16 protein-coding genes and 1 pseudogene are annotated in these 17,747 nt (G+C 72.4%); 5 read left to right on the top strand and 12 right to left on the bottom strand.

All coding sequences use genetic code 11. From position 1 onward, the window contains the following. Positions 1-26: 26 nt before the first annotated feature. The 6 genes from Aru02nite_RS31645 to Aru02nite_RS31620 form a co-directional block, all read right to left on the bottom strand. Positions 27-1,019, bottom strand: coding sequence for a fatty acid desaturase family protein (locus tag Aru02nite_RS31645; protein ID WP_203663834.1), 993 nt, complete (start codon positions 1,017-1,019; stop codon positions 27-29). A gap of 586 nt (positions 1,020-1,605) precedes the next feature. Next, positions 1,606-2,055, bottom strand: coding sequence for a hypothetical protein (locus Aru02nite_RS31640; protein WP_203663833.1), 450 nt, complete (start codon positions 2,053-2,055; stop codon positions 1,606-1,608). A gap of 330 nt (positions 2,056-2,385) precedes the next feature. Continuing rightward, on the bottom strand, positions 2,386-5,565 hold the full coding sequence (locus Aru02nite_RS31635; protein ID WP_203663832.1) for a glycoside hydrolase family 38 N-terminal domain-containing protein: 3,180 nt from the start codon (positions 5,563-5,565) through the stop codon (positions 2,386-2,388). A gap of 49 nt (positions 5,566-5,614) precedes the next feature. Beyond that, entirely contained in the window at positions 5,615-6,427 is an 813-nt protein-coding gene (locus tag Aru02nite_RS31630) for a carbohydrate ABC transporter permease (protein ID WP_203663831.1), read from the bottom strand. 11 nt (positions 6,428-6,438) lie between these two features. Then, entirely contained in the window at positions 6,439-7,365 is a 927-nt protein-coding gene (locus tag Aru02nite_RS31625) for a carbohydrate ABC transporter permease (protein WP_203663830.1), read from the bottom strand. Further along, positions 7,362-8,669 (bottom strand): ABC transporter substrate-binding protein, encoded by a 1,308-nt coding sequence (locus Aru02nite_RS31620; protein ID WP_203663829.1) that lies wholly within the window; start codon positions 8,667-8,669, stop codon positions 7,362-7,364. Before Aru02nite_RS31620 ends, Aru02nite_RS31625 begins: the two co-directional genes overlap by 4 nt. A 529-nt stretch (positions 8,670-9,198) precedes the next feature. On the opposite strand from Aru02nite_RS31620, the gene Aru02nite_RS31615 reads away from it, so the two are divergent. Beyond that, the gene (locus Aru02nite_RS31615) at positions 9,199-10,245 is read left to right on the top strand and encodes a LacI family DNA-binding transcriptional regulator (protein ID WP_203663827.1); all 1,047 of its coding nucleotides are present in this window, start codon (positions 9,199-9,201) and stop codon (positions 10,243-10,245) included. A gap of 667 nt (positions 10,246-10,912) precedes the next feature. Here the strand turns inward: Aru02nite_RS31615 and Aru02nite_RS31610 are convergent. Continuing rightward, positions 10,913-11,401 (bottom strand): GNAT family N-acetyltransferase, encoded by a 489-nt coding sequence (locus Aru02nite_RS31610; RefSeq protein WP_203663826.1) that lies wholly within the window; start codon positions 11,399-11,401, stop codon positions 10,913-10,915. A gap of 251 nt (positions 11,402-11,652) precedes the next feature. Here Aru02nite_RS31610 and Aru02nite_RS31605 point away from each other — a divergent pair, with 251 nt between their 5' ends. Beyond that, the gene (locus tag Aru02nite_RS31605) at positions 11,653-12,879 is read left to right on the top strand and encodes a PP2C family protein-serine/threonine phosphatase (RefSeq protein WP_203663825.1); all 1,227 of its coding nucleotides are present in this window, start codon (positions 11,653-11,655) and stop codon (positions 12,877-12,879) included. Positions 12,880-12,898: 19 nt separating this feature from the next. Here Aru02nite_RS31605 and Aru02nite_RS31600 read toward each other — a convergent pair whose 3' ends face one another. Then, a complete protein-coding gene (locus Aru02nite_RS31600; protein WP_203663824.1) occupies positions 12,899-13,771 on the bottom strand; it encodes a polysaccharide deacetylase family protein in 873 nt (290 codons plus the stop codon). Positions 13,772-13,823: 52 nt separating this feature from the next. On the opposite strand from Aru02nite_RS31600, the pseudogene Aru02nite_RS37675 reads away from it, so the two are divergent. Next, a pseudogene (locus tag Aru02nite_RS37675) lies at positions 13,824-13,883 on the top strand (MerR family DNA-binding transcriptional regulator); the annotation flags it as partial. A gap of 143 nt (positions 13,884-14,026) precedes the next feature. After that, positions 14,027-14,194 carry a hypothetical protein gene (locus Aru02nite_RS37670; protein ID WP_373325029.1) on the top strand — a complete coding sequence of 56 codons (168 nt, stop codon included), beginning with the start codon at positions 14,027-14,029 and terminating at the stop codon, positions 14,192-14,194. 59 nt (positions 14,195-14,253) lie between these two features. On the opposite strand, the gene Aru02nite_RS31590 is transcribed toward Aru02nite_RS37670, so the two are convergent. The 4 genes from Aru02nite_RS31590 to Aru02nite_RS31575 all read right to left on the bottom strand — a co-directional run bounded on the left by Aru02nite_RS31590 (position 14,254) and on the right by Aru02nite_RS31575 (position 17,007). Then, on the bottom strand, positions 14,254-14,724 hold the full coding sequence (locus Aru02nite_RS31590; protein ID WP_203663823.1) for a hypothetical protein: 471 nt from the start codon (positions 14,722-14,724) through the stop codon (positions 14,254-14,256). Then, a complete protein-coding gene (locus Aru02nite_RS31585; protein WP_203663822.1) occupies positions 14,706-14,963 on the bottom strand; it encodes an Ada metal-binding domain-containing protein in 258 nt (85 codons plus the stop codon). Before Aru02nite_RS31585 ends, Aru02nite_RS31590 begins: the two co-directional genes overlap by 19 nt. Beyond that, complete coding sequence (locus Aru02nite_RS31580) at positions 14,960-15,670, bottom strand: 2OG-Fe(II) oxygenase (RefSeq protein ID WP_203663821.1); 711 nt, start codon at positions 15,668-15,670, stop codon at positions 14,960-14,962. The genes Aru02nite_RS31585 and Aru02nite_RS31580 overlap by 4 nt, the downstream gene beginning before the upstream one ends. Before the next feature lie 245 nt (positions 15,671-15,915). Further along, positions 15,916-17,007, bottom strand: a complete 1,092-nt coding sequence (locus Aru02nite_RS31575; protein ID WP_203663820.1) for a saccharopine dehydrogenase NADP-binding domain-containing protein — start codon at positions 17,005-17,007, stop codon at positions 15,916-15,918. A gap of 101 nt (positions 17,008-17,108) precedes the next feature. Here Aru02nite_RS31575 and Aru02nite_RS31570 point away from each other — a divergent pair, with 101 nt between their 5' ends. Continuing rightward, a complete protein-coding gene (locus Aru02nite_RS31570; RefSeq protein ID WP_203663817.1) occupies positions 17,109-17,726 on the top strand; it encodes a TetR/AcrR family transcriptional regulator in 618 nt (205 codons plus the stop codon). The last annotated feature ends 21 nt before the right edge of the window (positions 17,727-17,747 follow it).

Genomic DNA, 17,747 nt, shown 5'->3' with positions numbered 1-17,747 from the left:
GTGCGCGGCGCCGCCGTACCGGTGGCTCAGCGGCGCATCGCGAGCATCGGGCACTCGAACGGGTCACGGGCCGCCAGCCCCACCGTGTTCAGGTACCGGATGACGATGCCCCAGGACTCGATCAGCCCGGTCTCGGTGTACGGAATGTCGCGACCCTGGCAGTACGCGCGGACGATCTCGCGGGCGCGGGCCAGATGCGGCCGGGGCATGCTCGGGAAGAGGTGGTGCTCGATCTGGTAGTTGAGCCCGCCCATCAGCGCACTCGCCCAGAACCGCCCGCGAATGTTCCGCGAGGTACGGACCTGCTTGGTGAAGAAGTCCAGCTTCTCGTCCGCGCGGACGATGGGCATTCCCTTGTGGTTCGGGGCGAACGACGCACCCATGTACACGCCGAACACGGCGAGCTGTACGCCGAGGAACGCGAACGCCATTCCGACCGGCAGTACCGCGAACACGGCGCCGAACACCACGGCGAAATGCGCGGCGATGCCCGCGAGTTCACGCCACCGGCCGGGGACGGGACCACGGCCGAGCAGGAACCGGACCGACTGGACGTGCAGGTTCAGGCCCTCAAGTACGAGGATGGGAAAGAACATGTAGCCCTGTCGGCGGGTGAACGCGCCCGCCAGGCCGCGACGGGTGGCGGCGTGTTCCGGCTGGAAGGAAAGCACGTCCAGCTCGATGTCGGGATCCTTGCCGACCCGGTTCGGGTTGGCGTGGTGCCGGCTGTGCTTGTTCATCCACCAGCCGTAGCTCATCCCGATGATGATGGTGCCGATGAGGCGCCCCGCCCGGTCGTTCCGCTTGCCGGAGGCGAACACCTGCCGATGCGACGCCTCGTGCGCCAGGAATGCGAACTGGGTGAAGATCAGGCCGAGAGCCGCCGCGATCAACAGTTCGAACCACGAACCGCGCAGCAGGATGAATCCCGTCACCGCGCCACCCAGCGCGGCGGTCAGCAGCCCGAACAGCGCACCGTAGAACCACACCGTGCGGCGGAGCAGTCCGCCCTCCCGCACCACCTGCGCGATCGCCTTGTACGAGCCGGTGAACTCCGTCGTACGCGGCCTCGACGCCGGTTGCTGTTCCGTGACTGCAGTAGCCGTGTGCGAAGCGATGGTTCCTCCTCGGCAGAGCTCTTCTTGCGGACACGCGACATGACGCGGCGCTACCGGATCGGGCGCAGGTGGGAAGAACCCCAAGCACGCGAACGGGAGTGGGTCGCCCGCCACCAGGGCGGTCCTGGTGGTGTCGAAGTCTGGTCCGGCTCATCACATGTGGACATCGGCGAGTACCGATGTCACGCACCCGATGCCAACACGGTCAGCCCGGCGGCGAAACATCGCACATCGGATTCCCTACTGGCTGGCGGTCACGACACCGTAGCCGTGGCGACAACCAAGGAGCCGCTTTCTGTTGTGGGCGGCCCTGTCCGGTGGCACTCCTCCATTTCGCAGTCGCCCCCGCGCGGTCAGATGCGCCTCCGCCGCGGGTGGCACCACCGTACCATCGGTTCCCGGTAGAACCCTGGGAGCGAACGACGGCATCGGTACCCATGTCGGTCGACGACGCGAACTTTCCCGCAACGGTCCGGCGGGAGGAACGTCAGCGGAGTACCGCGCGGTCGATCAGGTCGGCGATCGCCGCGGCGGTGGATGGCCGGGCGGGATCGTCCGGGCAGCCCGTGAACCGCACCGTGGTCGAGCCGACGGTCACGGCGTAGTCGGGCGCGTCGAGACAGTTCGCCGGTGTGGACGGGCGGCGGGCCTCCGCGGCCAGCGTCGCGCGGCCGGACGCCAGCGACCGGAGTTGCCGCAGCCGCGCGTCCGACAACCTCCCGGTACGTCGCGCGCCGGCCCGGTCGGTGCTGGTCCAGCGACCGTCACCGGACACGACGACCCGGTCGCGCAACCGTACGTCCCCGCCGGTACGTACCAGGGTGACCGGTGTCGGGCGGGTGGCGGCGGGCGGCCGGGTCGGGGCGTTCTGCCGGACGGTGGCCGGCGCGCCGCAGGCCGCGAGCAGCGGCGTGGCCAGCGCGACGGTCAGTGCCACGCGGTACCGAGGTCTCATGTGGTTCAGACGCCGCCGCCCGCGCCCCGGTTCCCTGCGCCGCGTGTCTCGGCGGCCCGGGGACGTCGCCGGGCCGCCGTGGCTCCCGCCCGCTCGGGTGCGCTGTGGCTTCCGTGCCGCGTGCCACAGACGGCAGCGGTGTCTCCGGGCGCGGCGGTTGCCGTGCCGCGTGTCACGGACGGCAGCGGTGTCGGTGGGCTCGGCGGTACCCGTCCGGTTGGCGTCGGCCGCGACCGTGTCCGGCGGCACCGTGCCACCGGATACGGCGGTGGCCGGCGCGTCCCACCACGAGCGCGCCGGCCACCGCGCGGGTCAGCCGCGCCCGCTGGTCCGCAGGCGTACGGCGGTGACGCCGAGCCGGGGCAGTGCCACCGTGACCTCGTCGCCGTCGACGGTGACCTCGCCGGTCTCGTCCCCGAGGTACGTGGCGCGTACGGCGCCGGCGACCGGGAAGCCGCACCGGAGCGTCGCGTCGACGGGTTCGGTGGCGAGCGACTGGAGCCGTACGAGGAGGTCGGTTCCGGTGTCGGAACCGACGAGGGTGGCGCCGAGGACGGCGACGCGCGGGTCGTCCACGGACAGCAGCGACAGCTGCGCGGTGCCCGGGTCGGACGTGCCGTGCGCGGAGACGCCCACCAGCGGGTGGTCGATCTCGTACGCGGTGCGCAGCGCGAGCGCGTCGGCGTCGATGTCCTCGCCGGCCCGGCGGACGCCGACGGCGTACCGGAAGGTGGTCTCGAACGCCTGCTGGGACGGGAAGTTGGTGTCCCAGATGTTGTTGTGCACCCACGAGTAGAGCGTGCCGGGCTGCCGCGGCGCGGTGCTGTCCGGGAACGGCGCGTACGGCAGCGGGATCGTCTCCGGCTCGACGAGCGGCGCGTCCCGGGTCACCCACGCGACCGGGCCGGACGCGTCGGCCAGCGACACGAACGACCGTACGGCCCGCATGTGCTGCGGCGCGCCGGGTACGTGCGCCAGTCCGTCACCGGTGAGCGCCCCGGTGATCTCGTAGTGCACCGTCGGGTCGTCCATGGCGAACGGGAACGCCAGGTACGCGCTCTCCTTCGTCATCGTGGCCGGCTTGTCGAGATGGTTGTCGAAGCTCACGTGCGCGTCGTACCGGCCGAGCCGGACCGTGGTGCGCGCCGTGCGTACGCCGTCGGCGGACCACTCGAACGTGACGCGCTGCTCCAGCTCGTCGTCGACCCGGTCGAGCAGGACGGCGGGGCGGGCGAGGCTGCGGCCGCCGAGCAGTTCCAGCTCTTCCGAGACCGCGGTCTTGTTCGACTGGTGGTTGTAGCCGCCGGCCGTGGTGTACGTGTCGTAGACGTAGCCGTTGAAGCCGACGACGGCGTCCTGGTCGACGAGTTCCCGGCCGGTGGCCTTCTCCACGATGCTGCCGACGCACGCCCGGCGCAGGTCGATCCGTACGCGGAGGTGGTCGTTCTCCAGCAGCAGGTCCGCCTCGCGCACCACCGAGTCGGCCCGCTCGTACGCCGGGCCGGCGTCGCCGGTGATGGACAGTTCGGTCGCGGCCGCGGCGGCGTCACCGGTCAGCCCGTCGGTCGTACCGACGTCGAGGCGTACCAGGCCGAACGGCGGCACGTCCGGTACGTGCACGCGCAGGAAGCGGCCGGCGTCGCGGTGCACCGGGTTGGTCTGCGCCTCCTCCACTGTGGACAGTTTCGCGCCGGTACGCCCGTCGGTCACCAGCAGCGGCCGGTCCAGCGGAACACGGCTCTCCCGGATGAACAGCCGTACCTCGCTGGCGCGCGGCGCCGCCGTCGTGTTGACCGCCCAGTACGTCAGGTCGCCGGCGACGGGCAGTGCCGCGCCGAGCGCCGCGCCCGCGTGGTCCAGGAACGTCTCGGCGTCGTCGGCCGCGTGGATCGCGTGCCCGTACTTCCAGTGCCACTGCTGCTCGCCCGAGTTGAAGCCCTCGTCCGAGTACGTCCACGGGTTGCCGGCGCCCCAGGTGTGCTCGTTGAACAGCGACACCGAGCCGTACACACCGCTCGCGGAGCGCTGCGCGGCCTCGGCGAGCGGTGCCGCACCGGCCGTGCCGGACAGTACGCCGGCCATGCCGTACAGGGTGTGCGCGTCGGTGATCGCCGCCTGGGCGCGCCGCACCATCGCCTGCGGGCGGGCGCCGGAGCCGACACCCTCGACCCACCAGTCGCCCCAGTCGCCCTCGAACGTCGGGATCCGGTCGCCGAGCCGGTTCTCGGCGTCGGTGAAGAAGTCGGTGTTGGTGGACAGCCGCAACGTGGGGGAGTCCCACGTCTCGTTCCAGCGGCGTACGTTCTCCGCCAGGATCAGCCGCGGCGGCGCGTTGTCGCCGAAGTGGCCCTGCACCCGCAGGTGCAGCACGTCCCACGGGTACGGCTCGCGGTCCTCGACCTGCGGCCCGTGCCAGCCGAACATCCCCGGCGGGAACGGGTACGGCCGCGTCGCGAGCGACGTCAGGTACGCCGGCAGCAGGTCGTCGACCATCTCGTACGAGGTGTCGAACCCGAGGACCGGACCCTCCATGTACGCCAGGCCGTGCGGGCTGTCGGTCATCCACACCAGCACCTCGCCGCCCGACGGCGAACGCCAGCGGAACAGCCGCGGCAGCTTCGACCCGCCGTTGGTGTTCGGCACCGACCGACCGGCCCAGTTGTGCGCGACCGACAGGTACCGGACTCCGTTCTGGGCCAACGCTTCCGGCATCCCGGCGACGCTGCCCGGCACGTCGGTCTGCATCGCCGAGCGGATGTCCACGCCGTACGTGTCCTTGACCGAGCGGGCCAGCCGCAGCAGCTCGTGCAGCTCGTCCGTGGAGCACGTGTCGCTGTGCAGGTTGAACGGCATCGCGGTCAGTTCGATCTGGCCGGCCTTCACCCGCTCGACGAACTCGGCGACCCGCTCCGGCGGCCGCGCGGCGGCCCACTGCTCGAACGACCACAGCGACTCGACCGCCCAGCGGAACTTCGCGTCGTCCGGCCAGTCGTCCGTGGTACGGGTCAGGTCCAGGCACGAGTCCAGGAACGCCACGTGCTGGTTGAGTACGGTGCCCTGCGGGTCGGTGTACCCGATGTCCAGGTGCGAGTGGTGCACCAGGTGGATCGTCCACTCCCGGGCCGGTTCCAGCGCGAACGCCAGCGTCGCCGCGTCCTCGCCGCGCCGTACGGTGATGCGCGCGTCGCGCGTGTCGTCGGTGGCCGGTACGAGCAGGCGCGCGCCACCGGCGGCCGGCAGCACCTCGACCGGGACCGTACCGAGGCCGGCGATGTCGGCGTCGAAGGTCAGCCCGGCCGCGTCGGCGCCGTCGACCAGGACCCGGACGGCCCGCAGCTTGCCGGCGTCGGTCGTGCGTACCAGGTGCTCGGGCATGGCGCGCAGCTCGGCGTCGCCGAGCCGGGCGGTGGCGGCCACCGCGAGGCCGATCGTGCCGGCGCGGGCCTTCTCGGTCGACCAGGGATGGTCCTTCACCAACGCGCGGGTGGTCATGGGTGTCGCTCTCCTTGCACAGGTTGTCGTTCAGGCGGTCGTGCGAAGTTCAGGACGTCAGGCGCAGGCTGCTGACGAAGAAGCGCTGGAAGACGAAGAACAGGATGACCGTGGGCAGCGACGCCACGAGCGCACCGGCCAGTACGACGGGCGGGCCGACGGTCGAGTAGCTGCCGTTGAGGTCGGCCAGGGTGGCCATCACCGGGCGGATGTTCGGGCTCAGCGACAGCGTGATCCCGAACAGCAGGTCGTTCCAGATCCAGGTGAACTGGAAGATGAACGCCGCCAGCAGCGCGCTCTTCGCCAGCGGCAGGTGCACCCGGAAGAACATCCGCAGCCAGTTCGCGCCGTCCAGCTGCGCGGCCTCGGCGATCTCGCGCGGCACGGTGAGCATGAAGTTCCGGTTCACGAAGAACGCGAACGGGATCGCCAGCGCCACGTACACGAGCATCATCCCGTACTGCGTGTCGTACAGGCCGGTGCGGGCGAAGCCGGTGAACAGCGGCGACAGGAACGTCTGCAACGGCAGTACGGTGCCGATGAAGATGACCCAGAACCAGATGCCGGGCCGGCGTACCGGCATGACCGTGACGGCGAACGAGGCGAGCGCGGCGATCAGTACCGCGACCGCGGCGCCGACGGTGGCGTACAGGAAGCTGTTGAGCAGGCCGCGGCCCACCGCGGCGGTGGTGAACGCGGCCTTGATGTTGCTGAAGATGTCCGCCGAGGCGAACCACCAGCGCGGCGACCCCGTGTACTGGCTGGTCGGCGTGAACGCGTTGACCACCACCAGCCACGTCGGGACCAGCCACACCAGCGAGAAGAAGACGACGAGCACGTTGCGGACGATCCGGCCTGCCATGGGGGCTCCTCTCACCGGGACCGGGCCTGCCGGCGCAGGTACAGCCACGAGGCGGCGACGACGACGATGGTGAGTACGACCGACACCGCGGCGCCGTAGCCGTACCGGTTGAGGGTGAAGGTCTCCCGGTACATGGTCAGCGCGAGCGTCTCCGACGCGGTGCCGGGACCGCCCTGCGTCAGCAGCCACACGATGTCGAACGTCTTGAGGCTGTTGACGATCGCCATCCCGACGACCACCACCGTCATCGGCCGCAGCTGCGGGATCACGACGCTCCAGAACATCCGCAGCCCGCTCGCGCCGTCCAGCTTCGCGGCCTCGACGATCTCGTTCGGGATCGTCTGCAGGCCGATCAGGAACAGGATCATCGACGCGCCGGTCGCCTGCCACGTCGTCGCGATGATCATCACGATCGTGTTGAGCGGCCAGTGCAGCAGCCACTCCTGTTGCCAGGAACCGAGCCCGACCGCGGTCAGCGTCTGGTTGATCGCGCCGTCCGACTGCAGCAGGAACTGCCACAGCAGTGCCGTCGCCGACCCCGACAGCGCGTACGGGATGACCACGGCGGTACGGGCCACCGAGCCCCAACGCACCGAGTTCGTGAGTACGGCGAGGACCAGGCCCAGCAGTACGGGCAGCAGGAGGGTGCCCGCCACCCACATCACCGTGTTCAGCAGCGACCGGCCGAAGTCCGGGTCGCTGACGAGCGCGGCGTAGTTCGCCAGCCCCACCCACTTCTGCGACAACCCGTTGTCGTCGAAGAAGCTCCGGTACGCGGTGGTCAGGAACGGCACCGCCAGCAGCACGATCACCAGCAGGATGGCCGGCGCCAGGAACGCGCCGATCCACAGCGCCCGCGACGCGCTCCCGCGACGGCGGCCCTCGGTCGGTGCCCCGCCGCGTGTGGCGGGCGGGGCGGCCTTCTGCACGGTCGTCACGACCTCCACACCTTCCATTCCTTGTCGGCGCGGCGCTGCATGGTGTCCAGGGTCCGTACCGCGGAGGTCATGGTCGGGTTGATCATGAAGGCGCTCAGGTCCTGCACGTTGCCCTCGATCAGGACCGGCGGCGACGCCTCCCAGTACCGGACGGCCTGGCTGGGCTTGGTGGCCGCGACCGTCGCCGCGACCTCGCGCACCGCACCGACGTCCGGTACGACGGACGGATCGGCCGACGCGTCCTTGAGGAAGCCGGTCCACGCGCGCTGGACGGCGGGCTGCAACCAGTTCGTGGCAACGGATTTCGCCGCGTCGAGCTTGTGCGCGTTGGCCGACACCGACAGCACGCCGCTCTCGACCACCACCGACCGGTTGCCGCCGGGCGGCGGCGGCAGCAGGAACGCGCCGAGGTCGCCGTCCTTGACACCGGCGGCGAGGAAGGCACCCGTGTTCCACGTGCCGTACAGGTGCATCGCGACGGTGCCCTTCGTGAACTGCGCCGGCACCGTACTGGTCACGAAGTCCGGGCTGCTGAAGGCTTTCCGCTTGTACAGGTCGACCCACAGGCCCATCGCCTCGCGGCAGACCTTGTCGGTGTACGACGCCTTGCCGGCCGTGAGGTCCTGGTAGAAGCCGTGGTCCAGGCCGTTGACGAGCTGCTGGAACCAGATCAGCGACTCCCACGTGGTCGCGCCCCCGGAACCGAGCGGCGTGATGCCCTTGGCCCGTGCCGCCGCCACGACGTGCAGGAACTCGTCCCACGTCGTCGGTACCTCGACACCCAGCTTGCGGAACGTCGGCTTGCTGTAGAACACCGCGTAGTACGACTTGTACAACGGCAACCCGTACTGCCGGCCCTCGTAGCTGAAGGTGGACCGCAGCTCGTCGTCGTCGCACCAGCCCTGCTCGGCGGCGTGGTCCCAGGCGTCCGTGACGTCGGCGAGGATGCCGGCCCGCGCGATGTCGATGAGCCGGTACCCGTTCCACCACTTGATCAGGTCCGCGGTCGCGTCGGTCTGCGCCGACATCCGCACGATCTGCTGGTAGTTGCTGACGTTCGGCACCGCGCGGGCCGCGAGCGTGTACCCGGCGGTGCGCTTGAGCTGCGCGCCGGCCGCCTGGTACCCGGGTGCCCAGGTGCTGTTGTCGTTGAACAGCGACACCACGTCGCCGGGCGCCGGGCGGGTCTGCGTGCCGCGGGCGCAGCCGGCGAGCCCGACGGCTCCCGCGGCCAGTACCGAGGCGAGCAGTGCGCGGCGTCCGACGCCGCGTGGTCCGCCGGCGCCGTCGTTGATCGTTGTCACCCACGCCTCCGATGCGCCCGAGGTTTCGGTATCGGTACCGTACCTTCGAGGTAGAGGCTCGTAAAGGATCTGCGTTAACGATATCGAAACGCGGGGGTGACATGGGCGAACGTACCCGATCCCGGCCGGGCCGCGCCGGCACGACACGGGCGACGGCCGATCCCCGGCGCCGGACCCCGCTCCTCGTACGCCCGGCGGCGGTGCACGTCCGTCGGGTCTCCGCCCGGAGCGACGGTACCGATAACGGCGCGACGTACGCGACCCCTGCGACCAACCGCCGCGCGGCTCCCGTACGCCCGGTTCGTGCCCGGTACGGTCGCCCCGCGCGGACCGGACCCGCGGCGACACCACCCGGACGGGCGCTGGGAGGTACCCGGGGAAGTGGCCGGCGTCGATGGACGGACCGGGTGCGCGCCGCGGATGGCGGGTGCGCGCGGCGGCTAAACTACGCCGTGCCCGGGTCCGGGCACAGCCGCGCGCAACAGGACGAAGGGCCGGACCTGGTCCGGGTGGTGAAGGCACAGGTGAGATGACCACGCGCTCCGGTACCGAGTCGTTCGGCTCCGAGTCGATGACGATGCGCGACGTGGCGCGCCGCCTCGGGGTGAGCCCCATGACGGTCTCGCGGGCGCTGCGCGGCGCCCGCGGCATCAGCGAAGCCACCCGCGCCCGCGTGCTCGCCGGCGTCTCCGAGCTGGGCTACCGACCGAACAAGCTCGCCCGCGGCCTGCGCTCCGGCGGCCCCAACGAGCTCATCGGGCTGGTCGTCACCAACCTCGCCAACCCGTTCTACTCGCAGCTCGCGATCGGCGTCGAGCAGGTCGCGGTCAGCTTCGGCGCGCGCGTCGTCCTCGGCGGCACCGGCGAGGACGCCGGCACCGAACAGGAGGTCGTCGCCGACCTGGTCAGCCGCGGCGTGGACGGCCTCGTCGTCGTCCCCACCGGGTACGATCACGCGCACCTCGGCGCGGTCACCGCGCACGGCACCCCCGTCGTACTGGCGGCCAGTCCGCCCATGGGCATCGACGCCGACTGCGTGGTCGTCGACGACTTCGGCGGCACCCGCGAGGCGTGCCGGCGCCTGCTCGCCCGCGGCCACCGGCGCATCGGGTTCCTCGGCCTGCCCGCCTCGCTGTGGACCGGATCCGAGCGTTTCCGCGGGTACGCGGTGGCGTTGGAGGAGGCCGGAATCGACGTCGACGAGCGGTACGTCAGCCGGCACCGCGGCGACATCGCCCTCGCCGAGCGCGCCGCGCGGGACATGCTCGCCCTGCCCGACCGGCCCACCGCGCTCGTCACCGCCAACAACCGCAACACGATCGGCGCGCTGCGGGCCCTGCGCGACTGGACCGGCGACGACATCGCCCTCGCCGGCTTCGACGACATCGAACTGGCCGACATGCTGCAACTGCCCCTGACCGTCGTGTCGTACAGCGCGGTCGACGTCGGGCGGTCCGCGGCGAAGCTGCTGTTCGAGCACCTCGAATCGAGCGGCCCGTTGCCCCGCTCGTCCCGCCGCGTCGTCATCCCCACGACCCTCGTCGACCACCCCACCGCGGCCCTCGTACCGCACTGACGGGTCGCGACCGACCGGCGCGCCGTGCGGCCGCCGATGCTGTCTGTGGTGACGCTCCGGCGGGCGATGTCCAGCGGGATGCGGGAACTGGCGCCGCCGCCGGCGGTTCCGGGCGCCGCGCCCGGCCCCAGAACCGGCTGTGTCCCAGGACCGGCTGTTCCAGGTACGTCGTGCGGAGCCTTCCGGCGACGCGGCGACGCCGGTCGTGTCGCGGTCCGGCCGTGGCGCTACTTCGAGCGTTGGCTGCGCAGGATCAGGACGACGGCGACGACGACAGCGGCCACGACCACCGCGCAGCATCCACCCGCGACGAGCAGATGCCACGGCCTGAGAGCACCCATGGCGGGCACCGTACCGGCGCGGTGCAAACCGCTCTGCACCCGGCCTCGCCGGTACCCGGGCGTGCTGCCGTTCCGGTGTGGTGTCCCGCCTGGCCCAGCGCGGGCCGGCAGGCTGCCCGCGCACCGCGATCCCGGTGCGGTGTAACCGGAAGGGCGGTACGGACGTCATCGGGCCGGCAGGCTTCGCGTCGTGGTTCCGGTGTGGCGTAATCGGAACGGCGGCATAGACGCCAATGGGTCGGCGGGCTTCGCGGCGCGGTTTCGGTGCGGTGTATGGGAACGCCGACCCCCGTACGGGCGGGCCGGCGTTCCGGTCGGTTGCCGGGTCACAGCTCGCGGAAGTACACGGCCAGGGGGAGCTTGATGCAGCCGAGGCTCTCGTACAGTGCCCTGGCGCGGGCATGGAACTCGTCGCCGCCGGTACCGATCTCGACGTACCGGGCGCCGTGCGTACGCATGTGCCGGAAGGCGTGCTCGCACAGTTCGGTACCGAGGTGGGCGCGGCGGTGGGGTGCGTCGACGGCGAGGATCCGGATGCTTCCGTGTTGGCGGGCGGGGTCGATCTCCCACCCGACGTAGCCGGCGGGTACGCCGTCGAGGTCGGCGACGGCGACGTGCCGGTGCCGGTCCGGGTCGTGCAGGGTGGCGAGGAGGGGGTCGTAGTCCTCGCGCCAGTGGCCGTGCTGCCGGGCGAAGATGGCCTCGCCGACCAGCGGCCGGAACGAATCCTCGTAGAACGGCCCGAACGTGTCGATGGTGAGTTCGGTCAGCCGCGGCAGGTCACGCGGCTCGAAGGGACGGACGATCATGGACATGCGCCTCTCGGATGAGGAGTCGACAACCAGCGGTACCGGTATCGATGGGCCCTCGCGCCGCAGGTCAGCGGCGGGTAGGCTCCTCAGTGGCGGATGCGCCAGGAGGCGAAGCATTCCATGCGCGCCATGCTATCCGAGTACCACGGGAGGCCCCAGGGAACACGGTTCCCGGGGCGTTGCCCGGTCGGCGGGGCCGCGACCCGACCGCGGCGGTACACCGTGGTGGGTCTCGTGCCGGTAGCCTCCTGATCATGGCGGAGGTGGACGAGGCCGCTGATCGGCTGAGACGCATCGAGCTGCTGGCCGATTCCGACCTTTCCGAACTCGACGCGCCGGAACTGCTGACCGAACTGCTGGATCGGATCCGCGGTCTGCTGGACGTGGACACCGCCGTCGTGCTCCTCGCCGACCGCACGGGTACCGAGCTGACGGCCGCGGCGGCGGCCGGCCTTGAGGAAGAAGTACGCCAGGGTGTCCGGGTGCCGCTCGGGCAGGGCTTCGCCGGTCGGGTCGCGGCGGACCGTCAACCCCTTGTCCTGCAACGGATCGACTCGCACACGGTCGTGAACCCGCTGCTGTGGGAGAAGGGACTGCACTCGCTGCTCGGCGTGCCGCTGGTGTGTGCGGGCGACCTGGTGGGCGTGTTGCACGTCGGCACGCTCCGACGGCGCGAGTTCGACGACACCGACCTGCACATGCTCCAGTTGGCGGCGGACCGGCTGGCGGCCGCGATCCGGGTACGGCAGTCCAGCGCCGACCGCGCCGCCGCGGCCGCCTTGCAGCGCGGCCTGCTGCCGGGACGGCTGCCGTCGCTTCCCGGCGTCGACCTCGCCGCCCGGTACGTGCCGGATCCCGACGACGGCGTCGGCGGCGACTGGTACGACGTGTTCACGCTCGACTCCGGGCACCTGTGCCTGGTCATGGGCGACGTGGTCGGGCACGGCCTGCGGGCGGCGATGGTGATGGGCCGGCTGCGCAGCGCCCTGCGCGCGTACGCCCTGGAGGTGGCGGACCCGGCCGAGGTCCTCACCCGGCTCGACCGTACGATCCAGCACTTCGAGGAGGAGATCACCGCCACCCTCGTGTACGTGGTGGTCGATCCGGCCCTCGACCGGTTCCGCGTCTCCGTCGCCGGCCATCCACTGCCGGTCCTGTACAGCGGCGGCGGTGCGGCGCTGCTCGACGTACCGGTGGATCTGCCCGTCGGCGTGGTGCCGGACGTCACGCGGCGGACGAGCACCGTGCACCTCACCCCGGACGCCGTGCTGTGCCTGTACACGGACGGGTTGGTCGAGGGGCGGGACCTGCCGGTCGCGGCCGGGCAGGAGGTGCTGCGGCGGGAGCTCACGCCCGCGGCGGCCCCGATGGTCTGCGCCCGCCTGATGTCGGCGCTGATCGGCGGCCGGGGTGCGGAGGACGACGTCGCCCTGCTGGTCCTCTGCCGTACGCCGCTGAAAGCCGACGACCACCCGGACTGACGCCGCGCCGGTGCGGGCGTCAGTCGACGGTGTCGCGGTAGTGCCGGGCGATGTCGTCGCTGGTGGTCAGCCAGACGTCGGGCTGCGCCGCCAGGTACGCCAGCGCCTCGTCGACGTACTTCGCCCGGAACGGTTGCCCGGACACGAACGGGTGCAGCGCCAGCGCCATCACCCGCCCGCTGTCGGCCGAGTCCGCGCGCAGCTGCTCGTACTGGTCGCGCACGATCCGCACGAACTCCGGCCCGCTGGTGCCCTTGCCGAACAGCCCCAGGTCGTTGAGTTCCACCGAGTACGGCACGGACAGCATGCCGGGCACCCGCAGCCGGTACGGCTGGTCGTCGTTCGTCCAGTCCAGCACGTACTCCAGGCCCAGCTCGGCGAGCAGCTCCGGCGTCCGGTACGTCTCGGTCAGGGCCGGTCCCATCCAGCCGCGCGGGCGCTGCCCGGTGGCGGTGGCGATCGTGTCGACGATGTCGGTGAGCGCGCGCCGTTCGGCGTCGGCGTCGAGACCGGCGTGCAGGACCGAGTTCGTACTCCCGTGCGCCAGCCACGCCCAGTCGCGCCGGTTCCCGGCCGCCACGATCTGCGGGTACTCGACGGTCGCGGTCGAGTTGACCAGCGCGCTGGCGCGGATCCCGTACCGGTCGAGGCTGTCGATGGTGCGCCAGATCCCGACGCGGGGGCCGTAGTCGCGCCAGCCGTGGTTGAGCGGGTCGGGTTGCAGCTCGGCGGTGCCGGGCCAGATGCTCGTGGACGGTACGCCGGGCAGGAAGTGTTCGATGTTGAGCCCGACGTAGAAGGCGACCCGGGCGCCGCCGGGCCAGCGGATCGTGGGGCGTTCGGTGATCGGACTGTAGTCGTACGGCGGGGTGGGGGCCTCGTGGTTCGTCATGCCCCGACGGTAGAAGCTAACATCGGTGTCAGGTTCAAGTCCGGGAGGTGTGATGCGCATCGGCGAGCTGGCCCGGCGCACCGGCGTGAGCGAGCGTTCCCTGCGGTACTACGAGCAGCAGGGCCTGCTCGCCGCGGACCGTACTGCGGGCGGGCAGCGGACTATCCGGACCGCGCCGTCGACCGCGTCGTACTCATCCAGCACCTGTACGCCGCGGGCCTGCACAGCCGCAAGATCGCGCAGCTGCTGCCGTGCATGCGGGACGCCGACGGTGGTCCGTCGGTCGCCGCGACGCCGCGGCTGGTCGCCGACCTGCGGGCCGAACGCGACCGCATCGACCGCACCATCGCCGAACTGGCCACCTCGCGCGAGATCCTCAGCGACGTCATCGCCACCGCGTCCCGCACCGGCCACCCCCGCTGACGCCCGCCGCCACGCGCCGCACCTCCACGACCGGCGGGATGACGGGGCCCGACTGTCCACTATGGACAATCAGGCGTCGGCGGGTGGGTGACCAGCAGTCGGCCCCGGACGTACCAGGTGCCGCCGTCGGCGGTGGCGCCGCGCAGCCCGTCGAAGACGCCGGCCGCGGCGACCGAGGCGTCGGCCAGCGCCGAGCCCGCGACGGTACGCGTCGGCGTCCAGTCGGTCGAGGCGGCGAGGCGCCGTCCCATGCCGAGCCAGCCGGGCGGTCGGGCGAGGACGACCCACGCGTCCGGCGCGTACGCGGTGAGGCGGCGGGCCTGGCGGAGCCAGGACGCGGCCTCCTCCGGCCAGTCCGCCGTCGCGGTCACCACGCCGCCGCCGTCCCGCCAGGCCGCCGCCACCTCCGCCGCCGCCGTACGGAAGGGGTCGTCGCGGGCGTGGCCGATCGCGATGCTGTGCGCGTCCAGGTCGCCCAGCAACCGCAGCAGCGCGGCCAGCTCCGGGCCGGTCACGGGCGTCGCTTCCACGCGGCGTACCGGTCGGGCAGGCAGACGGCGCAGGGTCGGTAGCCGGCCGCGACCGCGGTGGCCTCGTCGGCGAAGAACACCCGCTGCGTGACGTACCCGCCGGCGGCGATCGCGCGCAGCGCCGACGGGCAGTCCAACCGTCCGTAGACGCGCAGGCGGCGGTGGCCGCCCCACCGTCCCGGCGTACCGCTCCGGTACGCCCGGCCCGCGCCGTCGAGCAGCGTGTACTCCCGGGTCATGCGGCGTCGTGGAAGACGAGGCCGAGGGTGTGCCGGCGCCCGGACCGGACCACCGACACGCCGTGGCGTACCGGGGCGGCGGACCAGCCGCGGGCCGAGGCAACCGGCCGGTCGCGGGTGGTGAACACCAGCCCGTGGCCCTGCGGCAGCAGCGTCGCCGTACCGCGCGACTGGGCCCGCGGTCGCTGCTCCACCAGCAGGAACTCGCCGCCGCTGTGGTCGACTCCCGGGTCGTTCAGGTTGATCACCACCTGCAGCGGGAACACCTTGTCGCCGTACAGGTCGCGGTGCAGCGCGTTCCAGTCGCCGGCGTCGTACCGGAGCAGGATCGGGGTGGGCCGGGTCTGCCCGGCGGCGTGGCAGACCGCCAGCCACTCGTCGAGCGTGTCGGGCCACTCCGCCTCCCGGCGCAGCCGCGTGTACCAGTCCCGCGCGATCGGCAGCAGCCGCGGGTAGAGGGCGTGCCGGAGCGCGTCCACCGGATCCGGGAACGGCGCGGCGAAGTACCGGTACTGCCCGGAGCCGAACCGGTGCCGAGCCATGTCGATCGTCGCCCGGAACCGGGCCGGCTCGTCGTACGTCGCGGCCAGGTCGGCGCACTCCGCCGGGTCGAGCAGCCGCGGCAGCAGCGCGCAGCCCACCGCGTCGAGGTCGCGGGACACGGCGTCCCAGTCCGCCGCCGCCACCCGCCGTGCGTACCGGTCCATGCTCGCTCCCGTGGTCGCGCGTCGTGCTGTGCTCATACCCCGTAGACGCCCGGGTACGCGGGAACGTGAGTAGCGGATTCCGGACCTCGTGTCCGGGCCGTTGTCAGTCCACTGTGGACGGTCCATTGTGGAACCCGTCACCTGGGTACTTCTGCCGATGTCCTGCGGTGGGCGGTATCGGTAGCTTCGGCGGCCGGTGACGTCGATCGGCCCGCCGCGTACCGGGGGCGGCTTTCCCGGCGCTGTCAGGGAATCAGCGTGCCGTCAGGGAGGTGCAGGGTGCCGCCGGCGGCTGTCGCCAGCCCGGCACCGAACGCCGCCGCCGGGGTGTACGCGCCGGGCCTGCCGTCGCCCCGGGCGAGCCGTACCGCGACCTCGCTCGCGACCGCCGCGGTGAAGTCCATGCCGTCGTCTGCGCGCAGCCACCCCTCCCGCCGGGTACCGTCCGGCCACGTCACGACCGCGTGCCCCCAGGAGTGCCGGCGCGGGCGGGGCGCCTCCCGTACGGTCATGGCGGCCAGCCGGCGGACCGCGAACCGCCGTACCGGGTCGAGCGACAGCAACCGGCCGGCCAGCGGCAGCACGGCCCGTACGGCGGGGGAGGCGGGGACCAGCGCGGAGGTCGCGGTGACGGTCGGCGCCCCGCTGGCGCGCTGGGCGGCGAGCAGCTCCGCGGTCGGCGCGCCCGCGGTCCGTACGGTCTGACCGTCGGGCAGGGTCAGGTGCCGCGGGTCGGCGCCGAGCCGCGTGGCGACGAGCCGGCCGTCGACGTACCGGCGGCCACCGGTGGACAGCGCGTCGACGAGGGACGCCGCGTACCCGGGGCCGAGGGGGCCGGCGGTGACGGCGACCGACGCCGCGGCGTCGACGCGGACGGCGGACGGGGTGGGCCGGTCCGCGCACAGTGCGACCACGACCGCCTCGGTGGCCAGGACGCCGAAGCCCGCGCCGGTCACCAGCGTGCTGCCCGCCGCGGCGGCGTCCGGGTGCAGGTCGAGCAGCCGGGGTACGGCGGTGAGATCGGCGGCCAGATCCAGGTAGTGGCCGCCGGGCAGGCAGGCGCGGGCGATCGGTACCGCGGTCTCCGCGTATCCGCCGATGGTGTTGACGACCACGGTCGGACGCCGCCGCGCGATCTCGGCGGCGATGCGGTCGGGCGTGTCGGCGACGACCGGCCGTACGCCGTGCTCGGCCGCCGTCGCGCGCAGCCGCTCACCGTCGCGCCCCACCGGCACGACGGCGTACCCGAGGGTGGCCAGGCGGGTGGTGACGGCACCGCCGATGCGGCCGGTGGCGCCGAGGATCCACACCTCGCCGCTCCGCGTGCTCTCGCTCATGGGCTCCTCCGTGTCGGGCGTCCGCCGGCGATGTCTCACTGTGTCATCACCGAGGCTAGCATCCGATGACACACTGAGACGTCACCTGTTAGGGTTCGACCATGGCCCGATGGGATCCCGGTACCGCGCAGCGGCTCACCCGGGCGGCGCTGGAGCTGTGCACCGAGCACGGGTACGACAACGTGACGGTGACCCAGATCGCCGAGCGGGCCGGCATCACCCGCCGCTCCTACTTCCGGTACTTCCCGGACAAGCGCGAGGTACTGTTCGCCGGCTCGGAACGGCTGGCCCCCGCCGTCGGCGACGCGGTACGCGCGGTCGAGGGCGACGGCGCCCCGCTGACCGTGGCCCTGACCGCGCTCGCCCGGGTCGGCACGCTGCTCGTCGACCACCTCGACCGCACCGCCGAACGCCGTGCCGTCATCGCCTCCAGCCCCGAACTCCAGGAACGCGAGCGCACCAAGACCGCCGCCGTCACCGCCGCCATCGGCGACGCGCTGCGCCACCGCGGCGTCGACGCCGACCGTGCCCGTACGGCGGCGCAGCTCGCGACGGTCGCGTTCCAGAACGCCTTCGACCGGTGGATCGACGCGCAGGGGCGGACGGACATCGCGGCCTGCCTGGACGCCGCGGTCGCGGAACTCCGCGACACGCTGACCGCGGACACCGGCCGCCCGCACCGACCGCGACGGAGCCCGCGTACGGGCCGAGGGCGGTGACCGGCCGGCCGGGCCACGGGG

It is taken from the genome of Actinocatenispora rupis (assembly GCF_016861975.1).
In the GTDB taxonomy this organism is placed as follows: Bacteria; Actinomycetota; Actinomycetes; order Mycobacteriales; family Micromonosporaceae; genus Actinocatenispora; species Actinocatenispora rupis.
This window is presented reverse-complemented; position numbering and strand designations above follow the sequence as displayed.

Excerpts from the sequence above, each read along its gene's own strand:
- Aru02nite_RS31635 (WP_203663832.1), bottom strand. The coding sequence starts at position 5,565 with ATGACCACCCGCGCGTTGGTGAAGGACCATCCCTGGTCGACCGAGAAG.
- Aru02nite_RS31630 (WP_203663831.1), bottom strand. The coding sequence starts at position 6,427 with ATGGCAGGCCGGATCGTCCGCAACGTGCTCGTCGTCTTCTTCTCGCTG.
- Aru02nite_RS31615 (WP_203663827.1), top strand. The coding sequence starts at position 9,199 with ATGACCACGCGCTCCGGTACCGAGTCGTTCGGCTCCGAGTCGATGACG.
- Aru02nite_RS31610 (WP_203663826.1), bottom strand. The coding sequence starts at position 11,401 with ATGTCCATGATCGTCCGTCCCTTCGAGCCGCGTGACCTGCCGCGGCTG.
- Aru02nite_RS31605 (WP_203663825.1), top strand. The coding sequence starts at position 11,653 with ATGGCGGAGGTGGACGAGGCCGCTGATCGGCTGAGACGCATCGAGCTG.
- Aru02nite_RS31600 (WP_203663824.1), bottom strand. The coding sequence starts at position 13,771 with ATGACGAACCACGAGGCCCCCACCCCGCCGTACGACTACAGTCCGATC.
- Aru02nite_RS37670 (WP_373325029.1), top strand. The coding sequence starts at position 14,027 with ATGCGGGACGCCGACGGTGGTCCGTCGGTCGCCGCGACGCCGCGGCTG.
- Aru02nite_RS31585 (WP_203663822.1), bottom strand. The coding sequence starts at position 14,963 with ATGACCCGGGAGTACACGCTGCTCGACGGCGCGGGCCGGGCGTACCGG.
- Aru02nite_RS31580 (WP_203663821.1), bottom strand. The coding sequence starts at position 15,670 with ATGGACCGGTACGCACGGCGGGTGGCGGCGGCGGACTGGGACGCCGTG.
- Aru02nite_RS31575 (WP_203663820.1), bottom strand. The coding sequence starts at position 17,007 with ATGAGCGAGAGCACGCGGAGCGGCGAGGTGTGGATCCTCGGCGCCACC.
- Aru02nite_RS31570 (WP_203663817.1), top strand. The coding sequence starts at position 17,109 with ATGGCCCGATGGGATCCCGGTACCGCGCAGCGGCTCACCCGGGCGGCG.